Below are 17,074 nucleotides of genomic sequence, written 5' to 3' on the forward strand. Positions count from 1 at the left end.
CTCCGACGAACGCGCCGGAGCGACTGCGGTGGCTCGGCGCATTTCTCCCTCTCCTGCGGACCACTACACCAAAGAAATGGAGCGGCGATGATCTTCGTGAACTATCTGAAGTACGGTGATCGACACAAGATCCTGGAGTTACGTCCGGTTCACCAGAAATACCTTTTCGACCTGCGTGACCGGGGACTTCTCGTGGCTGCGGGGTCTTTCGCTGGCGACGTTGGAGGCTTATTTCTCTACGAAACCGACACGATGCAGTCAGCGGAAGCGCTGATGGCTAACGATCCCTATATCCTGGGCGGCGCGATAGAGCACTACAGCATTTCGCCATGGGAAGTTCACGCGGTGAACCCTTTACTCCTGCGAACTACGCCAAAAGCGGCCTCCTGACGCCGGCGCCTCGAACAACCGTTTTAGGCACTGGGCACGTTGCGCCTTGTCCGTTCGATTGGATGACGACCAGCCTCGTGGCCGACAGGCGTTCGTCTAGGCCTTAAGCAGGCGTCGCCGCCCACCTATAAGTACGCAATTCCTTCCAACAGCTTACGAAACTGGAGAGCCCAGACGGACTCTCCAGCGTCGCATTGAGCTCGCTGTCGTCAACCGTTTTGGTCGTGCTGCTCAAGGTGCGGCGGCACGTTGGACAAGATCACGCCGGCCTCGGCGAACGCCTGTATATGGGCGTCGTCGTAGCCAAGGCCTCGGAGAACCTCGGCATTGTCCTCGCCGCGATAGGAGGGGGCGCTGGCGGGCATCAACCGGTCCTTCGAGAATCGCCACGGCTTGCCCGGGATCTTCACGCGGTGACCTTGCCGGTCACTCACCTCCTCGATCGCACCCCACCACTTGGCCCATTCGGACGCGGCGAAATTCTTCGTCGTGTGGATGTTGCCGAAAGCCAATTTTACCTCGTCGAGCTGGGCATCGAGTAATCCTGCTGTCGGGAACGTGTTGATCCACTCCTGGACAATTTCGTGCAGCGCATCGATGTTCTGCTTGCGCAGCTCGGTGGTCAGAAAGCGCGGATCGCTGGCTAGATCCGGCCGTCGCATGGCGGCAAGGAAGTTTGGAAACGTTAGCTCGCTATAGAGGCTGGTCGCGATGGTCACCGTGTCGCCATAGGCGGTAGTGAAAAACGGCGAGTCGCCCGGACCGAGTGCGAGCGGCTCGGCGCCCATGTCGACATCCGACAATAGCGCGTGAATCAGCTCGTTGACGGAGAGCATCGTCGCAGCCATCGATACGTCGATATATTGGCCTTGCCCCGTCTTCTGGCGTCCGTGTAGCGCGGCCAGGATAGCAATGGTTGCCTCAAGGCCGGTGTAGACGTCGGCATGCGAATATATATCATGGCGGGGCTTCGCGAGATCCGGTTTGAGATGCTCCTCAAAACCGTCCAGGAAGCCAGTTTCGGCATGTACTGTCACGGCATAGGCGCTTCGTCCCGACAGCGCGCCTTTTTGACCGTATCCGCTGATCGAAGCGTAGATCACGCGAGGGTTACGCTTGGCGATCGTCTCGTAATCCATTTGGAAAAACTCGAGTGTGCCGGCGCGGAAATTTTCGACAATGACGTCAGCCGAGTCGCACATCTTCCAGACGATCTCGCGCCCTTCTGGATAGTTGAGATCGACGCTGATATTGTGCTTTCCGGCGTTCTGCTGGATGTAATATCCGGAAAGCGCTCCGGTCTTGTCGCGCGGAAAAGCCGAACGCGTGATGTCGCCGCTCGGTGGTTCGATCTTGATGACGTCGGCGCCTAGGTCGTGCAGTATCTTCGTGCAATGCGGCCCGGCCAGCACGCGGGTGAAATCCACGACTCGCAGGCCGCTGAGAGGTCCGGTACGTGACATGATGAAGGTCCCTTAGTGTCCGGTGAAAATCGCGCGTCCAGGCGAGTTGAAGTCGTGGAAAGCCTTAAGGCCTATTGCTAGGTCGTTGCTTTCAAATATGGGCCGTTGCAGCTCGAACATCGCGTGATCGGCGCTTGCCATTCCCTCACTGAGGTACTTCGTCACCAAAGCCTTGGTGGCCGAGTTCGCTTTGGTCGGACCGTGCGCGAGTTCCTGTGCGATCGTGCGAGTCACTTCGTCGAGGCGTGCCTCGGGCACGACCGTATTCACGATGCCCCAGGTCTCGAGGGTCGCGGCGTCGTAGCGCCGTCCAAGCAGGGCCATCTCCTTGGCTCTGGCCACGCCGGCTCGCGCGGCCACGCGCTGGATGCCACCCATCAGGGGATGGACGCCGAGCGTCACTTCGACGCTGCCCAGTCTTGCGCTATCGGCTGCGATGATGATGTCGCAGGCGAGCGCGAGCTCCAGCCCGCCGCCTATTGCAAGGCCGTGAACACTGGCGATCATCGGAACCGAGATGGCTTCGATCGCCTCCAGATAGTTCAGGATTTCGAACTGCCGATCGTAGATCGCCGCTCCTTTGTTTTCGAAGAGCGTCAGATCTGCGCCTGCGCAAAAATTGCGCAATTTGCTGCGCAGAACGATTGCGCGAGCACCATCAAGCTCTGCCTGTTTGAGGGCGCTGATCAGCCCGTCCATAAGGGCCTTTCCCATCAGGTTGTGAGGTGCGAAGCACATCGAGATGAACGTTGCCGCTCCCTCGTGCTCCACTTCGATAACATGATCTTCCAGTTTCATCTGTTCTCTCTCCGAACCGTTGGTCGGCGGCTTTGCCGCGGCTCGACGGGCGCGCGGACGCCCGATCGACCCCGTTAGAAGCCCATGAGAGAAATCTCCAGAACATCATGCTGAAGTACAAGCAGCGATACGCTCGTATAGCTGAGGTCGGATCACGTCAGCGGTAACGTGATGGCTGTCATCCAAGAGGATTTGAACATGCGACTGCCACTAATACCGCCGAGCAAGCTGACGCCCGAGCAGCGTGCGTTGTACGACGATATGAAGGCCAGTATTTCGTCCGACTATCAGGGATTCATTTCGGTGTGTACCGATGGATCCCTCACAGGCCCTTGGAATCCCTGGCTTCATTGGCCGAAAGTCGGCAAAGCCACATGGGATCTATCGAAGCAACTGACCGCGACGTCAACATTGCCGGAGCATTGCCGCCAAATCGTCATTCTGGTGACGGGCGCTCATTTCAAAGCAGGATACGAAGTCTACGCCCACGTAGCGCTTGCCCAAAAAGCAGCGCATCTCGCCGATGACGTCATATCGACAATCATTTCTGGCCAGAAGCCGAGCCGCCTGTCACGCGAGCAGGGGCTCGCGTACGACGCTGCGGCTGCGCTCGTGAGCGGCGGGACAATGCCCGAGCTTCCGTTTCGTCTTGCCAAGGAAGCGTTCGGTGCAAATGGTGTCGCTGAGCTGATCTTCCTAGTCGGCATGTATAGCAACGTATCGATGATCCTTAATGGCTTCGACATGGGGATCCCGGCACCCGACAGGAATTAGGTTCTGATCGCGATCACTACCATGAGCACCGACGTCGAGACGACGCCGGCAGTCGCTGGCTGATAACCGCATTTTCCGGCAGGTCGCGCGTCGTACCAAGCGCGAGAGTCTGCGGCCGTTCCAGCATACGCATGCATAGGCCATCGACCGGAAGAGATGGAGACTTTCGCGTTAGCTGGAGGGTTATGCGCGGCGGTCGCAGGGCATCGGTGGGGCGGCCGTGGGCATCATCCCTAGTGGCTGAGTGTGGAAGAAGACGAACGAACCTCTGCATCTGCCGTAAGAGGAGTGTGCCCCAATGCCAGTCGCTTGTGAAGTTAGGCCTCTGACGGCAGTGGCAGTGGAACCGTTGAGACCTGATCGGCTGGATACGCGAACGCGCGCATTGTTGGTGGGACCCGTGCTGCCGGCCTTGTTGCGGCTTGCCTGGCCAAATATCCTAGTTATGGCGGCGCAATCGAGCACCGGGCTCATTGAGATGTGGTTTGTCGCCAGGCTTGGATCTGACGCGCTCGCCGGAATGGCACTGGTTTTGCCGGTGCTCGTGTTGATGCAGAGTATGTCGCAAGGCGCTGTCGGAGGAGGCATTTCCTCAGCAATTGCGCGAGCACTCGGATCCGGACGGCGCGACAAGGCGGATGATTTCGTCATTCATGCGCTTGTCGTCAATGTCGCGATTGGGCTCATTTTTTCGGTCGTGATGCTGCCCGCCGGTCGCTTACTGTACCGCGCGCTCGGTGGCAGCGATGGCGCTCTTGTGGCCGCGATGACCTATTCGAACATCATTTTCGGGGGCGTCGTGATTTTGCTGTGGTTGTTTAACGCACTCGGAAGCATCATCCGGGGAACAGGCAACATGTTCGTGCCGGGCGTCGTCTTTTGCGGTGGCGCCGTACTTCTCATCCCGCTCTCGCCTGCGTTGATCTTCGGTTGGGGGCCGTTTCCGCGGCTCGGAATTGCCGGGGGTGGGATTGCTCTCTTCATCTACTACGGTATCGGGACGGTCATTCTCGGCTGGTATGTGGCGAGCGGCCGCAATCTTGCGTCATTCCGGATGACCCGCATTCGATGGGAGCTCGTGAAGGAGATTCTCTCGGTGGGGGCTGTGGCCGCCGTCAATACGATCCAGATCAATTTCACCATCGCTGTCACCATGGGATTCATGGCCGCCTATGCTGGACCGGACGCGGTCGCCGGCTTCGGTATCGGTACGCGGCTCGAATATCTGATGCCGCCGATTTCGTTCGGACTTGGTGCCCCCCTTGTGGCACTAGTAGGTACGAATATCGGTGCGAACCAGAGCGCGCGCGCATTGAGAATTGCGCTCGTTGGAGGAGCCGTCGGCTTCGTCGTCACGGAAACGATCGGCGCAACGGCGGCGATCTGGCCGAATGCGTGGTTGACCCTCTTTACTCACGACCCGCACATCATTGCCATCGGCTCGCGATACTTGCGTACGGTCGGCCCCTTCTATGGCTTCTTTGGGCTTGGGATTTCGATGTATTTTGCTTCCCAAGGTGCGGGTAGGTTGGGTTGGCCGCTGATGGGTGGCCTGGTCCGAATGATCGTGGCGGTGGGTGGGGGATGGATCGTACTGCACGCGACGCGTTCGACGTTGCTTTTGCTCGTCGTCTACGCAAGCGGCATGCTCCTATATGGGCTAATCATCGCTTCGTCGGTCGCGGCCGGCACGTGGTTCGGATCCGAAGGTAGCAAAATGCTGCGGCGGGCCGCCCGACCGCAAGTTTGCGCGGACTTCTAGGGAAGATGATCATGCCGATAGATACGCGGCGTTATCCCAAGCTGGAGGCTCAGAATCCGACCGCACGGGTCGAACGACGTCTGGCGGCGGTTCTGGCGGCGGATCTCGCCGGCTATGGTCGATTGATGGGTGAGGACGAGGAGGGAACGCTGGCGCGCCTCATGGCTTGCCGACAGGCTTGCTTCGATCCGAAAATATCCGAGTACCGAGGACGCATCGTTAAGACCACCGGAGACGGTCTTCTCGTAGACTTCAGCAGCGCCGTGGAAGCGGTACGATGCGCAATAGAGATCCAGCAACTCGTTGCTGAAAGCAACTTAGGGGTTCCGGAAGACAGGCGTCTGCGATTTCGCATCGGCATTCACGTCGGCGATATCCTCATCGACGATCACGACATGTTCGGGGATGGGGTCAACATTGCGGCCCGGCTCGAAGGCATCGCGGAGCCGGGTGGGGTTTGCATTTCGGATGACGCTTATCGCCAGATACGCGGCAAAGTCGAGATCACTTACGATGACATGGGGCCGCAAGCGCTGAAAAATATCGCGGAGCCGGTTCGTGTTTGGCGTGCGCGAGCCGACAGCGGAGAAGCGTCGGCGCGCAAGAGCGATGCCGGTGACGCCGCGAGCCATTCAGATCGACCATCGATCGCGGTGCTACCGTTTCAGAACATCAGTGACGACGCGCGGCAGGATTGTCTGGCCGACGGGATCGTCGAAGACATTCTCACGGAGCTCGCGCGATTCCGGCCGTCGTTGAGTGTTGCCGCTCGAAATTCAAGTTTTGTTTACAAAGGTCGAGCAGTCGACATCAAACGGGTCGGGCAAGAGCTTGGCGTTCGCTACGTTCTGGAAGGTAGCGTTCGTAAATCTGGAAAGCGCGTGCGCGTGACCGGCCAGTTGATCGACGCGCTCACGGGAAGTCACGTTTGGGCGGAACATTTCGATGTGGACGAAGGGGCGACCTTCGACCGCCAGGACGAAATCACCCGAAGCGTCGTCGGAGCGCTTGCTTCCGCGCTTGAAAGAGCAGCTACGGAGCGCGCAAGGCAGAAGCCTTCCGCAACGCAAGCTGCCTACGACCATTTTCTGCTAGGGATGGCGGACATCTATGAGGGCACGAGAGAGTCGAGCGCGCGAGCGCTGGAGCGGTTTACGAACGCGACGCGCATGGACCCCGGCTTAAGCGTCGCCTATGCGATGAGTTGTTACTGTTACGTTTGGCGCAAAGCCAGCGGTTGGCCAAGTGATCCCGCTGATGTCGAAATCGTTCGACGCCTTGCCCGCAAGGCGACCAAGACAGGTGCCGACGATGCTTTTGCGCTCAGTGAAGCCGGCTTCGCTTTGGCCGCATTCGTGGGCGATCTCGACGAAGGCCTGTTTTTGATCGACCAAGCTTTGTCGCTCAACCCCAACATGGCCGTCGCTTGGCGTTTCAGCGGATATGTGAACGCTTTTCTTGGCCAAACTGATCTGGCCGTGGAGCACTTGAACCGGGCTATTCAGCTAAATCCACGGGATCCACTCATATTCATACCTCTCAACGGATTGGCGATTGTTCATTACTTTGCCGAACAATACGAGACGGCGCTGAGATTCGCACAAAGGGCCACACGGCAAAACCCCGACTATCCGGCGGCGCAGATCATGGTGGCCGTCAGCGCTGCCATGGCCGGGCGTGAGCGAGAAACTGCTGCTGCGGTCCAACGACTTTTGCAATTGGACCCCTCGTACCGGTTTGAAAGCTTCCGCGATATCTGGCTTGTCCGGCGGGCGGAAGATCGAGCTGCTTTCGAGGCCGGTCTTCGCTTGACGGGACTACCCGCTTAGCCAGATACACACTCGTGTCTGTAAGCTCGAGCGGATGACAGCAGGTCGACGCTCCGCCGAACATGTGCGTGAGTACCATTGGCAAGAGCCATTGGCGAATTGGCAGCTTAGAACACGGTAATTGGCGCGATACGACGTTGCCAGTTTTGGGGGCGTACGTCATCGCTGACATTGCCCGAGCCATCGTTCCAACAGACTGGTTCAAAAATGGAGGTTGGGTTCTCCAGGGATTTGTCAAAAGTTGTCAAACTCGATTAATCCAAGTGTAAGGGATTGAACTAGTGAAAGCTTTCTTGTTTGAGAGAAATGGAGAACCGCAAGATGTTCTCCGAGTCGTCGAACTCCCTACACCGTCCGCAGCACCAGGTGAAATCTTGGTGCGCGTGCTATTTTCTCCCGTTCACCCGAGTGATCTGCATATCATGCGAGGTCGGTTCGGCCGTCAGCCGAGGTTGCCGGCCAGTCCCGGTGTGGAGTGCGTCGGTGTCGTAGAGGCGTTGGGGCCCGGTGTTGGTGGGCCAGCTCCAGGCACCCGTGTTGTCTTGCGGCAGGCCTTCGGTTGCTGGCGCGAGTTTGTCGTGGCACGTGCGGAGATGGTCATTCCCGTTCCTGATGAAGTTTCGGATGAGGATGCGGCACAAGCCCTTATCAATCCGGTCACAGCCTGGGCAATGACAATGGCCGAACACCAAATGGAACCTGGTGACTGGATCGTGCAAACGGCCGCTGGCTCTACGGTTGGTCGCTTGGTTCTGCAGCTTGCAAGGTCTGAAGGCTTCAAGACGATTAACATAGTTCGGCGGCGTGCGCAGGTTCCGGAGATCAGAGCGCTTGGCGCCGACGTTGTGCTGACATCTGAAGACGACAACTGGGGCAGTGAACTCATGCGAGCTGCTGACGGCAAGGCCCCGGCGAAGGCTATCGATTGCGTCTCCGGGAGAACTGGCGCGACCGTTGTTCGTCATTTGGCTCCGGGCGGCAAATTGCTCCTATTCGGCGCTTTATCGTCTCATCGGCAAACCGATTCCGCAGCATTCGAAATGCCGATATTTGGTCCCAGACTCATCTATGGTGCAACGACGGTACAGGGATGGTTCCTGTTCCATTGGCTCGACAACACACCTGTTGAGGAATGCAGGAGAGTCCTCTCGACGATATTGGACCGGCTTGCTTGTCGGGAACTGCGACTTCCGCCAGCAAAGCAACACCTTCCAGAGAAAATTGCCGATGCTTTGCTAGATGCAGACGGCACCGGAAGGGGTGGCAAACCTTTGCTTAGACTTCAGGCTTTCGGATCGGGCTGACGCGACGGTGCTTTTCAATCTGCGTAATTCAAGTCGTTCGAGCGGATAGCCGCCCTATGCGGAGGTTTTCTCTCCTCGGTCTATCGGCAACTACAAAATTCACTGGAGTATCGTGTCATCCGATAGCGCGGCTCATGGCGAGCGGGCATAGGGCGCACTTTGCCGCCGCAGAGGTCTGCTGCAACGTCGCGTGGCATGCGGCGAAGGTCCGCCGCAAACGTATGTTCTTTTATACCCGTGCATAGTGGCCTGAATTCGTGCTCGACTCCCATGGAGGTCTCGCCAATTGGAGGCGTGTCACGGGGGTCGATTTGCGGCTGACGCTCGGCGGCTACCTCTTCGAGATTAAGCGGCATCCCGACGGGCTTCGTACCGCGCTCGTCAAGATCGATCCGCGTGCACCCCGCACGCTGATTGTCCCGTTTCCCGAGAAGGGCGATCGCGGCATCTATGAGGGTGGAAAGATCAGGATACAAACGGATGCCGGTGCAGTCATCGAGGAACTTGCTGCGCCACGGTCCACGTACGAAGGGCATGAACGTCGAACGCCATGGAACGACCTGCAGTATCTCTATTTTATCGGCTATGCGTTTTGGAATTACTTCACGACGCCGTTTCTTCTAGCTTCGCCAGGGGTCTCCGTGGAGGAGGTGTCGCCTTGGGAAGAAAACGGACAGCACTGGCGCGTGCTTCAAGCCACGTTTGACAAAGCCATCGACACGCATTGCGCCGTCCAGAAATTTTACTTTGACCGAAATGGAATGTTGCAGCGCCACGACTATTTCACCGACGTCGCAAAGGGCAATGCCGCCCACTACTGCATGGACTACCGAACCTTTGATGGCTTCGTGTTTCCGACCAGGAGAAGGGTCGTCTCTCGCGGGGAAGGAGAGATTGCCGCCACGGGCGGCCCATCGAGCGTACTGATCGATATCGAGTCGATCGTAGTGACTTTCGAGTGAGCGGCACCGGTAATCGTCCGGCCGCAGACGGTCGCGGCGATTGGCTACGATCGGTCTCGGATCTGGCGGTAGAACAATTGGTCGACGGCTCTGCCGCGCGGATATGCAAAGAATGATGCGTATAATGGCATCATTTGACCGGTAGTTTGGCAGGATAAGACGTTGTGTAGCGTGGGCCAGCACTTATTCCTGGAGGGCAGAGGAAACGCATCGGCCAATACGTCGGGTCTTCGACCCGAACCAGCGATCCTGGGTGAGCCGCAAACGGCCGCCGGAAATCGAGTACGCCGAAAAGCATGGAGAAGTCGAATGCCGCGCTTAACGCCGGAACAGACGCGGGCAATTCTCGCCGATCCGAACTTTACGAAGTTAGCCGGCGGGCGCGCAAGATTGCGCTGGGTGCTTTCCGCAGTGACGCTGGTGATGTTTTTTGGCTTCATCGCCCTGGTCGCGTCCGCGAGGAGCCTGCTGGGCGCGAGCGTTCCAGGAAGCGTCATTCCGGTCGGGCTGCTGCTGGCGTTCTCGATCATCGTGCTCGTTGTGGTGCTGACTGGCGTTTACGTACAGCGCTCCAACAGCCAGTTCGATGAGCTTGCCCGCCGCCTGAACAGGGAGTTCGCGCGATGATCCGTCGTTGCCTGACAACCGCGTCGATCGCGCTTTTCCCGGTGGCCGCTGCCGCACAAACGAGTGCGGCGAGCGGCTCCGATCGCAAGGACCTCGTCTCCATCGCTATGTTCCTGAGCATTGTGGCCGCGACCGTTGTCATAACTTATCGATCGGCGCGCAGCGCCAGATCGAAGGTAGGATTCTACACGGCGGGCCACGCAGTCACGCCGTTGCAGAATGGCCTTGCGCTCGCTGGCGATTTTCTCTCTGCGGCGGCGTTTCTTGGGATATCCGCACTTGTCTACACCAGCGGATTTGACGGGCTCCTGTATGCCATCGGCTTTCTCACCGGGTGGCCGATCGTTCTCTTCCTGATGTCGGAACGCATGCGCAATCTGGGCAGCTTCACCTTCTCCGATGCAGCCGCTTTCCGCCTCGACCGGACGCCGATCCGCCTGGTTGCCGCAACCGGCAGCCTCGTCGTCGTGCTGTTCTACCTCGTCGCCCAAATGATCGGGGCAGGCAAGGTTATAGAGCTCCTGTTCGGCGTCAATTATGTCGTTGCCGTGATCGGCGTGGGCCTCTTGATGATCCTCTACGTCACCGTCGGCGGCATGCAGGCGACGACATGGGTGCAGATCACGAAGGCAGCGCTGCTGTTGTGCGGCGGAACGCTGATGGGTATCGGCGTTCTCTGGCATTTCAATTTCAGCTTTGGCGAGCTGCTTATCGCTGCAAGCAAGATCCACCCGAAGGGCCAAGCGATCCTCGCGCCCGGTGGATTGTTCGCCGAGCCGGTCTCCGCAATCTCGCTTGGTCTCGCGCTGGTATTCGGGACCGCAGGACTGCCACATATCCTGATGCGCTTTTTCACGGTAAAGGACGCAGCGTGCGCGCGCAAATCGGTGTTTTATGCGACATCCTGCGTCGCGTATTTCTGCCTGGTCATCCCGATGCTCGGGTTTGGCGCCGTGTCGATCCTGATGTCGGATCCCAGCTACTTCCACGTCGGTGCGTCTGGACAGTTCAATAGAATCACCGACCTGATTGGCGGTCCGAACATGGCCTCGATCCATCTCGCCCACGCCATGGGCGGCCCGATCTTGCTTGGCTTCATTTCGGCCGTTGCCTTTGCGACAATTCTCGCTGTCGTCGCTGGCCTGACGCTCGCCGGTGCTTCGGCCGTCAGTCATGACATCTATGGCCAGGTGATCGCTAAGGGACAGGCCTCGGACGCCCGGGAGGTGCTGGTCTCGAAGATTGCGGCTGTCGCAATCGGCACGGTGGCGGTCCTGCTTGCTTACGCCTTCGAGAACCAGAATGTGGCGTTTATGGCCGGTCTTGCGCTGTCGGTTGCCGCGAGCTGCAATTTTCCTGTTCTCGCCATGGCGATCTTTTGGCGCGGGACGACAACCCGTGGCGCCGTGGCAGGTGGGCTTATCGGGCTCATCAGCGCGGTGGTTCTGGTGGTGCTCAGCAAGGTAGTCTGGGTTGCCGTCTTCAAGTTCACCGCCGCGCCGTTCCCGTACGAAAATCCGGCGCTGTTCTCGATGCCGCTCGCGTTTCTGTTCACATGGATGTTCTCGGTCACGGACAGAAGCGCGCGAGGGGTTCGCGAGCGCGCGGCTTTCGATGCGCAATTGATACAGTCCGAAATCGGACTACCTCAGGCGGCGGGTTAAGCTTCCGCGGCGGCATGATGTCTCACTCGGCAATCGGGCTCGCACCCATCGACATGGAGGATGGCTTATGACCGTAGTTAATCGAGGGCTTCGGCACTTAATTCTCGGAGGGTTCTTAGTGATGGCTTTCACATCGACAAGCAACTCGTTGACGGCGTCGACACAGGAGGGTGTCGAGGTGACATCTGCTCCGCTTCCCGTCGAGCATATCGTGATTAGGACGAAGAAGCCTTATCCGGAGGTCAAGGCTGGAATCGAACGGCTTGGCCGATTCGACGACGCCATGCGCGAGATGCTCGCGAAGGACGACATCGAGGGCCTACGCGCCGCCGCCGAGCGGGCCGCTGGCGACGACGGTTTGGCAATCCATTACGTGGCGCGCCACGGCGATCTTCTTGCCCTTCAGGGAGAACGTCGCCCACTCGTCGCCTATTATATCGGGAACATCCTATCGGCTTCGGCAATGACGAAGGTCAATCCCGCCGCCGGCCTTTATGCTCCGTTGCGGGTCGTCGTGTATGCCAATCCGGATGGCGGTACGACAATGGAATACGATCGTCCGACCTCCATGTTCGGTCAGTTCCGAAGCGCGGAGATCGACGCTGTTGCGCAATCGCTCGACGAGCGGCTTCTGACCTTCCTCAAGAAAGTGAGTTCGTAGGAGTCCGCAGAGCACGCGCGGCTAAGCCGCGGTGACGCGCAACAATCGGAGCGGCGCGATGACGGTTGAGATCGATGAGACGCATGATCCGAAGCGGCGCAGCATTGTCGATGCGGCGAACCGCCCGGATGCGGAGTTTCCCATTCAAAATCTGCCGCTTGGTGTGTTCAGTACGGCGGACGATCCAGCGCCGCGAATTGGGATCGCGATCGGCGATCAAGTCTTCGATCTGGGGAAGGCAAGCGCGGGCAGCGACCGGTTTGGCGAAGCAACGCGGGCGGCTTTGCAGGCCCCCGTGCTCAATCCGCTGTTTTCGCTCGGCCGGAAGGCGCTGCGCGAGCTGCGCCATATCGCGACCGAGATGCTGGACGAGCGGACCAGCGGCAGCCTAGTGCAGCAGCACGCATCGGAGCTGCTTGTTCCGCTAGAGCATTGTGCACTCCATCTTCCGACGAAAGTAAGCAACTACACGGACTTTTATGCCGGCATCTATCACGCGCGGGCGGCTGGCGCGCTGCTGACCCCCGAAAATCCGCTTCCCGCGAACTACAAATGGGTGCCGATCGCGTATCACGGCCGGGCCTCGTCGGTGCAGGTCGGACAAGGCATGGTCCGGCGTCCACTCGGACAGCGGCCACCCGCGGCGGCCGGCGAGCCGCCCGGTTTCGGTCCGTGCGAACGATTGGATTTCGAGCTCGAGATGGGCTTCTATCTCGCGCGTGGCAATCGGCTCGGCAGCCCGATCCGAATCGGCGAGGCGGCGGAACAGATCGCTGGCTTCTCACTGTTGAACGACTGGTCGGCGCGAGACATCCAGCGCTGGGAGATGTATCCGCTCGGTCCGTTCCTGAGCAAAAGCTTTGCGACCTCGGTCGCGCCATGGATCGTCACGACAGACGCGCTCGCGCCATTCCGCGTTCCCGCGCTCCCTCGTCCGGAAGGCGATCCGCGCCCGCTGGATTACCTGTCGGATGAGATGGACCAGACCTGCGGAGGCCTCGACGTCCATCTTCAGGTGCTGCTGTCCACCGAGACGATGCGCCGTTCGAACGAGCCGGCTGTCGAGATACTGACCTCGAACGCCAGATATCTGTACTGGACGCCGGCGCAGATGATCGCTCATCACACGATCAACGGCTGCAACTTACAATCGGGCGACCTGATTGGTACGGGAACCATTTCTGGGCCCAGCCCGGCCGAGCTCAGCAGCATGCTCGAGTTCACGAACGGCGGATCGAAGCCAGTTGTGCTACCGAACGGCGAGCAAAGGGGATTCCTGCAGGACGGCGACGAGATTACGTTCCGCGGCCGGTGTCACCGCTCGGGGTTCGTGTCGATTGGTTTCGGGTCATGCGTCGGCAGGATCCTGCCTTCGAATTCCTCGTCGGCGGCGGAACGCTGACCGAAGCGTGAAAAGAGGCGTGAGATGGAGTGCCGAGCTGCTCTCGTGTATGCGGAGCTTACCTCTCCGGGCCTCGACTTGGACGAGGTGCGCCTTGGACAGTTGTTGGCGACTCTCTCGGCTCTGACCTTGTTGCTGATGATTTACGCCTTGTTGGGCATTGGCACCTAGTTCTGTCGGCTCCGCTCGGGGCTACGGAAATCTGTCGGCGAGCGGTTCGTCCATTTCTTGAACGCTTTGCGAAAGCTGGTCGCGTCGGCAAAGCCGATGCGCTCGGCGACCTGGTCGATGCTCATATGCGTATTCTCCAGCAGCTCGGTCGCAAGCGATCGGCGTATCTCGTCGACAATGGACTGGTAGGACAATCCGCCGTCCGCCAACCTGCGGTGGAAGGTACGCAAGGAAACGCCGAGCTGGGACGCGATATCTGAGGCCGGCGGGAAACGGTTCGGGCTATTCAGGCAGGCCGCGCGAATGCGGCGTACGAGGTCGGATTCACCGGGATGTTTGGTCAGTACCGTATCGCAGACCTGCTGGCATATCTCGGCCGTGATCGGGTTGGCGTTCGGACAGGGCAGATCCAGAACCTTGGCGTCGAAGTGCCACTCCATCCGGTCAGCGTTGAAGTCGATCGGGCAGTTGAAAAGGCGTTCGTAGTTGCGCCAGTGGATCGGCGGCGGATAGGGAAAGATCATGCACTTGCTCGGGAACGGCAGTTCGAGGACGCGGCTGAACAGGACGATCATCGAGCTTCGCCAGAACTCCGCGGCGAATGGCAATAGCTCGCCAAGTGTGTCGAGGCCGTGGCTCCTGAGGATCGCGGTTGTTCCGCTCTCGATACGGAAGCTAATCTGCCGAACCGCCGGGCCCGCCATCGTCACGTGATCAAGCGAGAAGTTCAGCGCATCTCCGAACGTGGGGCTCGAGACCATCGCGTATCCGTAGATGCCGTAGTCGCTGATTCTCTGTCTGGCGCCGGCCAAAAGTCCCACGTCGGATCGCTTTGCGAGCCTCATGGCGTTGCGGTAAATCGCGAGCCGCTGGCGGTGCGAGATGCGGGCGTGGGCATCCTCAAGCTGCGCCGCATCCACGCCTGTCCTCGCGAAGAGATCGCGAACCGAGATGCCTTCCGCCCCGAGCTCCGCGGCTAACGCTGCCAGGCCCAGCAGGTTCTGGGTCGGGGCGTCGAGGTCGCCCGAGATCGGCGTCACGAGTTTGATCGGCTTCATAGCTCGGCTCGTCTGGCACGGATTGACCTGCCGGAAATATCAATCCATCAGCGTATTGGCAGTGTTTGACATCATAATTGGCAGACCCTGACGTTGTCACCTCCCTCGTGTGCGGCCAGATTTTAGGGACCACAAACGGCCGAAGGCTGCCGTGAAACGAGGAAGCGTTCATCGGTCGGGCCCAGTCCGGGTCTCGACCGCTCGACGAAGCGAGGGAGACAGATGACCACAGTTGCTCACGAAATCGACGGCAAGGTCGGCGTGGTGGCGCTCGCGAAGCCGCCGCACAATTTGATCGACGATAGACTGATCGAAGATCTCATGGCCGCTTACCGTGCGGTCGTCGAACGCGGTTGTCGAGCGATCCTGTTGCGGAGTTCGATGCGGCATTTCTGCGCCGGTGCCGAGATGGGCTCCTGGGGCACTGGAACGACCCTCCATGCCGACAAGCCCCGGTTCGAAGCCATGCTTGAGGCCCTCGAAGACGTTCCGGTGCCCACGGTCGCGGCCGTGAACGGAGGGGCCCTTGGTGGTGGCCTCGAGATCGCTCTGACGTGCGACATGATCATCGCGGCTGGCACCGCGTTCTTCGGTCAGGTCGAGGTCGCGGTTGGCCTTTTGCCCTTGCTCGGCGGCACGCAGCGGCTTGCGCAACGGGCCGGTGTCGCGCGCGCAAAGGAGATCGCAATGCTCGGCCGCCGCCACACGCCGGAGGCGTTCGAGCGCTGGGGCATCATCAATCTCGTCGTGCCGGAATCCGAATTGGGATCGGCATCGCTGACCTGGGCACGGCAGCTTGCTGCTGGCCCCACGCAAGTCATCAAGGGCATCAAGATGCAGGCGAATCTTGAGGCGCGCGGTGGAATCGGGGCGGCGGACTCGCGGCAGATCGAGATCAACGAGATGATCTGGAAGGCCAAGGATCGCGAGCGCGGCGCAAACGCGTTTTTCGCCACCGGCCCGGCAACCGCCGTATTCGAGGGAGACTGACCATGTCTGCTGCTCCTTTGGAAGGCGTGCGGGTGGTCGACTTCACGCGGGTCCTGGCAGGACCGCATTGCACCAAGGCGCTTCGTGATCTCGGCGCCGACGTCACCAAGATCGAACCTCCGGCCGGCGACCTCGGACGCGTCGGTCTGCCCTATGTCAGCGGCATCGGTCTCTACTATGTCCAGCAGAATGCAGGAAAGCGAAATCTGAGCCTCGATCTGAACTATCCAGAGGCGCGGGAAATTATCGCGCGGCTTTGCAGAGAGGCCGACGTTATCGTTGAGAATTTCCGGCCCGGCACCCTTGCTCGCTTTGGCTTCGGCTACGAGGAAGTCCGAGCGCTCAACCCGGGCGTAATTTACGTTTCGTTGAGCGGATATGGACAATCTACGTCGTGGAAAAATCGTCCGGCCTTTGCGCCTACCGTGCAGGCCGAGACCGGTCTGACCGCGATCGTCCAGGAGCATTTCGGCGAGGCCTTGTCCGAGCCGCGGGGCGATTCCTGTAGCCATGCGGATGTCTACACCGGCTTGCAGGGAGTGATTGCGGTGCTCGCTGCCTTGCAGCACCGCAACCGGACGGGTGAAGGCCAGTACGTCGACGTTTCCATGGCTGCGACTATGCTATCAGTCAACGAACGTGCAGGGGCGCTGCTGTCAGACATCGACACCGACGGAGAACCCATCGCGTTGTCGGCCAACGAATCCCACATTTACGAGATGGCCGACGGCAGTCAGTTGACGATCGCTGCGAGCCCGATCTACTCGCCGATGTTCACGCGCTTCTGCGCGATGATGAGGCGAAGCGACCTCCTGAGCGATCCACGCTATGCTACTGCCAGGCTGCGCCGCGAAAACCTCCCGTCACTGCTTGCCGAAGTGCGGGCGTGGCTGGTGACGTTTGACAATCTCGAGCAGTTGCAGGCGCAAGTCAGCGAAGCCGGCCTCGCCGTTGGCCGAGTGAGGACTGTCAGTGAGTTTGCGAAATCGGATTGGGTAAGAGAGTGGAATGCGGTGGTGGACGTCGACGATCGTGCCGGTGGCACATTGCGCATGCCGGGAAACCCCTGGATATTTAGTCACTCCGAATTGCCGCCGCCTGGCGTGCCGGCATATCAAGGCGAGCACAACGAGGAGATCTTGAAGGAATTGCAGATTTCGGATGAAACAATTCGCGACCTTCAGCAGAAAAATATCATTCTGGCTCGGCGATGACCTTG

General features: G+C 59.6%; 15 protein-coding genes. 12 read left to right on the forward strand and 3 right to left on the reverse strand.

Going from position 1 to position 17,074, the window contains the following annotated elements:
* The first annotated feature begins 87 nt into the window (after window positions 1-87).
* A complete protein-coding gene (locus A3AI_RS0132870) occupies window positions 88-390 on the forward strand; it encodes a YciI family protein (RefSeq protein WP_024519628.1) in 303 nt (100 codons plus the stop codon).
* A 209-nt stretch (window positions 391-599) separates the two neighbouring features.
* Here the strand turns inward: A3AI_RS0132870 and A3AI_RS0132875 are convergent, their stop codons facing one another.
* Complete coding sequence (locus tag A3AI_RS0132875; RefSeq protein ID WP_024519629.1) at window positions 600-1,853, reverse strand: CaiB/BaiF CoA transferase family protein; 1,254 nt, start codon at window positions 1,851-1,853, stop codon at window positions 600-602.
* 12 nt (window positions 1,854-1,865) lie between these two features.
* Window positions 1,866-2,651, reverse strand: coding sequence for an enoyl-CoA hydratase/isomerase family protein (locus A3AI_RS0132880; protein WP_036050381.1), 786 nt, complete (start codon window positions 2,649-2,651; stop codon window positions 1,866-1,868).
* 198 nt (window positions 2,652-2,849) lie between these two features.
* Between A3AI_RS0132880 and A3AI_RS0132885 the strand changes: the two genes are divergently transcribed.
* The 9 genes from A3AI_RS0132885 (at window position 2,850) to fahA (ending at window position 13,636) form a co-directional block, all read left to right on the forward strand.
* Window positions 2,850-3,425 (forward strand): carboxymuconolactone decarboxylase family protein, encoded by a 576-nt coding sequence (locus tag A3AI_RS0132885; protein ID WP_024519631.1) that lies wholly within the window; start codon window positions 2,850-2,852, stop codon window positions 3,423-3,425.
* Between the two features lie 400 nt (window positions 3,426-3,825).
* Complete coding sequence (locus tag A3AI_RS0132890) at window positions 3,826-5,187, forward strand: MATE family efflux transporter (protein WP_245287008.1); 1,362 nt, start codon at window positions 3,826-3,828, stop codon at window positions 5,185-5,187.
* Between the two features lie 11 nt (window positions 5,188-5,198).
* On the forward strand, window positions 5,199-7,016 hold the full coding sequence (locus tag A3AI_RS0132895; RefSeq protein WP_051382577.1) for an adenylate/guanylate cyclase domain-containing protein: 1,818 nt from the start codon (window positions 5,199-5,201) through the stop codon (window positions 7,014-7,016).
* Between the two features lie 281 nt (window positions 7,017-7,297).
* On the forward strand, window positions 7,298-8,320 hold the full coding sequence (locus tag A3AI_RS0132900; RefSeq protein WP_024519634.1) for a zinc-dependent alcohol dehydrogenase family protein: 1,023 nt from the start codon (window positions 7,298-7,300) through the stop codon (window positions 8,318-8,320).
* Between the two features lie 311 nt (window positions 8,321-8,631).
* Entirely contained in the window at window positions 8,632-9,282 is a 651-nt protein-coding gene (locus A3AI_RS0132905; protein WP_024519635.1) for a hypothetical protein, read from the forward strand.
* A 309-nt stretch (window positions 9,283-9,591) separates the two neighbouring features.
* Window positions 9,592-9,909, forward strand: coding sequence for a DUF485 domain-containing protein (locus A3AI_RS0132910; protein ID WP_024519636.1), 318 nt, complete (start codon window positions 9,592-9,594; stop codon window positions 9,907-9,909).
* Window positions 9,906-11,573: a cation/acetate symporter ActP gene (actP, locus tag A3AI_RS0132915; RefSeq protein ID WP_024519637.1), complete on the forward strand. Its 1,668-nt coding sequence runs from the start codon at window positions 9,906-9,908 to the stop codon at window positions 11,571-11,573. Before A3AI_RS0132910 ends, actP begins: the two co-directional genes overlap by 4 nt.
* 283 nt (window positions 11,574-11,856) lie before the next feature.
* On the forward strand, window positions 11,857-12,234 hold the full coding sequence (locus A3AI_RS0132920; protein ID WP_198030272.1) for a DUF302 domain-containing protein: 378 nt from the start codon (window positions 11,857-11,859) through the stop codon (window positions 12,232-12,234).
* Between the two features lie 58 nt (window positions 12,235-12,292).
* A complete protein-coding gene (fahA, locus tag A3AI_RS0132925; RefSeq protein ID WP_036050387.1) occupies window positions 12,293-13,636 on the forward strand; it encodes a fumarylacetoacetase in 1,344 nt (447 codons plus the stop codon).
* A gap of 167 nt (window positions 13,637-13,803) precedes the next feature.
* Here the strand turns inward: fahA and A3AI_RS0132935 are convergent, their stop codons facing one another.
* The gene (locus tag A3AI_RS0132935; protein ID WP_024519640.1) at window positions 13,804-14,865 is read right to left on the reverse strand and encodes an AraC family transcriptional regulator; all 1,062 of its coding nucleotides are present in this window, start codon (window positions 14,863-14,865) and stop codon (window positions 13,804-13,806) included.
* A 222-nt stretch (window positions 14,866-15,087) separates the two neighbouring features.
* Here A3AI_RS0132935 and A3AI_RS0132940 point away from each other — a divergent pair, with 222 nt between their 5' ends.
* Both A3AI_RS0132940 and A3AI_RS43875 read left to right on the forward strand, forming a co-directional pair.
* Window positions 15,088-15,855, forward strand: coding sequence for an enoyl-CoA hydratase/isomerase family protein (locus tag A3AI_RS0132940; protein WP_024519641.1), 768 nt, complete (start codon window positions 15,088-15,090; stop codon window positions 15,853-15,855).
* A gap of 2 nt (window positions 15,856-15,857) precedes the next feature.
* On the forward strand, window positions 15,858-17,069 hold the full coding sequence (locus A3AI_RS43875) for a CaiB/BaiF CoA transferase family protein (RefSeq protein ID WP_036050390.1): 1,212 nt from the start codon (window positions 15,858-15,860) through the stop codon (window positions 17,067-17,069).
* Window positions 17,070-17,074: the final 5 nt, after the last annotated feature.

The sequence above is a fragment of the Bradyrhizobium sp. Tv2a-2 genome (assembly GCF_000472425.1).
GTDB lineage: Bacteria > Pseudomonadota > Alphaproteobacteria > Rhizobiales > Xanthobacteraceae > Bradyrhizobium.

Bases quoted from the DNA above. Each gene is read 5' to 3' on its own strand.
- A3AI_RS0132870 (WP_024519628.1), top strand. From the start codon at position 88: ATGATCTTCGTGAACTATCTGAAGTACGGTGATCGACACAAGATCCTG.
- A3AI_RS0132875 (WP_024519629.1), bottom strand. From the start codon at position 1,853: ATGTCACGTACCGGACCTCTCAGCGGCCTGCGAGTCGTGGATTTCACC.
- A3AI_RS0132880 (WP_036050381.1), bottom strand. From the start codon at position 2,651: ATGAAACTGGAAGATCATGTTATCGAAGTGGAGCACGAGGGAGCGGCA.
- A3AI_RS0132885 (WP_024519631.1), top strand. From the start codon at position 2,850: ATGCGACTGCCACTAATACCGCCGAGCAAGCTGACGCCCGAGCAGCGT.
- A3AI_RS0132895 (WP_051382577.1), top strand. From the start codon at position 5,199: ATGCCGATAGATACGCGGCGTTATCCCAAGCTGGAGGCTCAGAATCCG.
- A3AI_RS0132910 (WP_024519636.1), top strand. From the start codon at position 9,592: ATGCCGCGCTTAACGCCGGAACAGACGCGGGCAATTCTCGCCGATCCG.
- actP (WP_024519637.1), top strand. From the start codon at position 9,906: ATGATCCGTCGTTGCCTGACAACCGCGTCGATCGCGCTTTTCCCGGTG.
- A3AI_RS0132920 (WP_198030272.1), top strand. From the start codon at position 11,857: ATGCGCGAGATGCTCGCGAAGGACGACATCGAGGGCCTACGCGCCGCC.
- fahA (WP_036050387.1), top strand. From the start codon at position 12,293: ATGACGGTTGAGATCGATGAGACGCATGATCCGAAGCGGCGCAGCATT.
- A3AI_RS0132935 (WP_024519640.1), bottom strand. From the start codon at position 14,865: ATGAAGCCGATCAAACTCGTGACGCCGATCTCGGGCGACCTCGACGCC.
- A3AI_RS0132940 (WP_024519641.1), top strand. From the start codon at position 15,088: ATGACCACAGTTGCTCACGAAATCGACGGCAAGGTCGGCGTGGTGGCG.
- A3AI_RS43875 (WP_036050390.1), top strand. From the start codon at position 15,858: ATGTCTGCTGCTCCTTTGGAAGGCGTGCGGGTGGTCGACTTCACGCGG.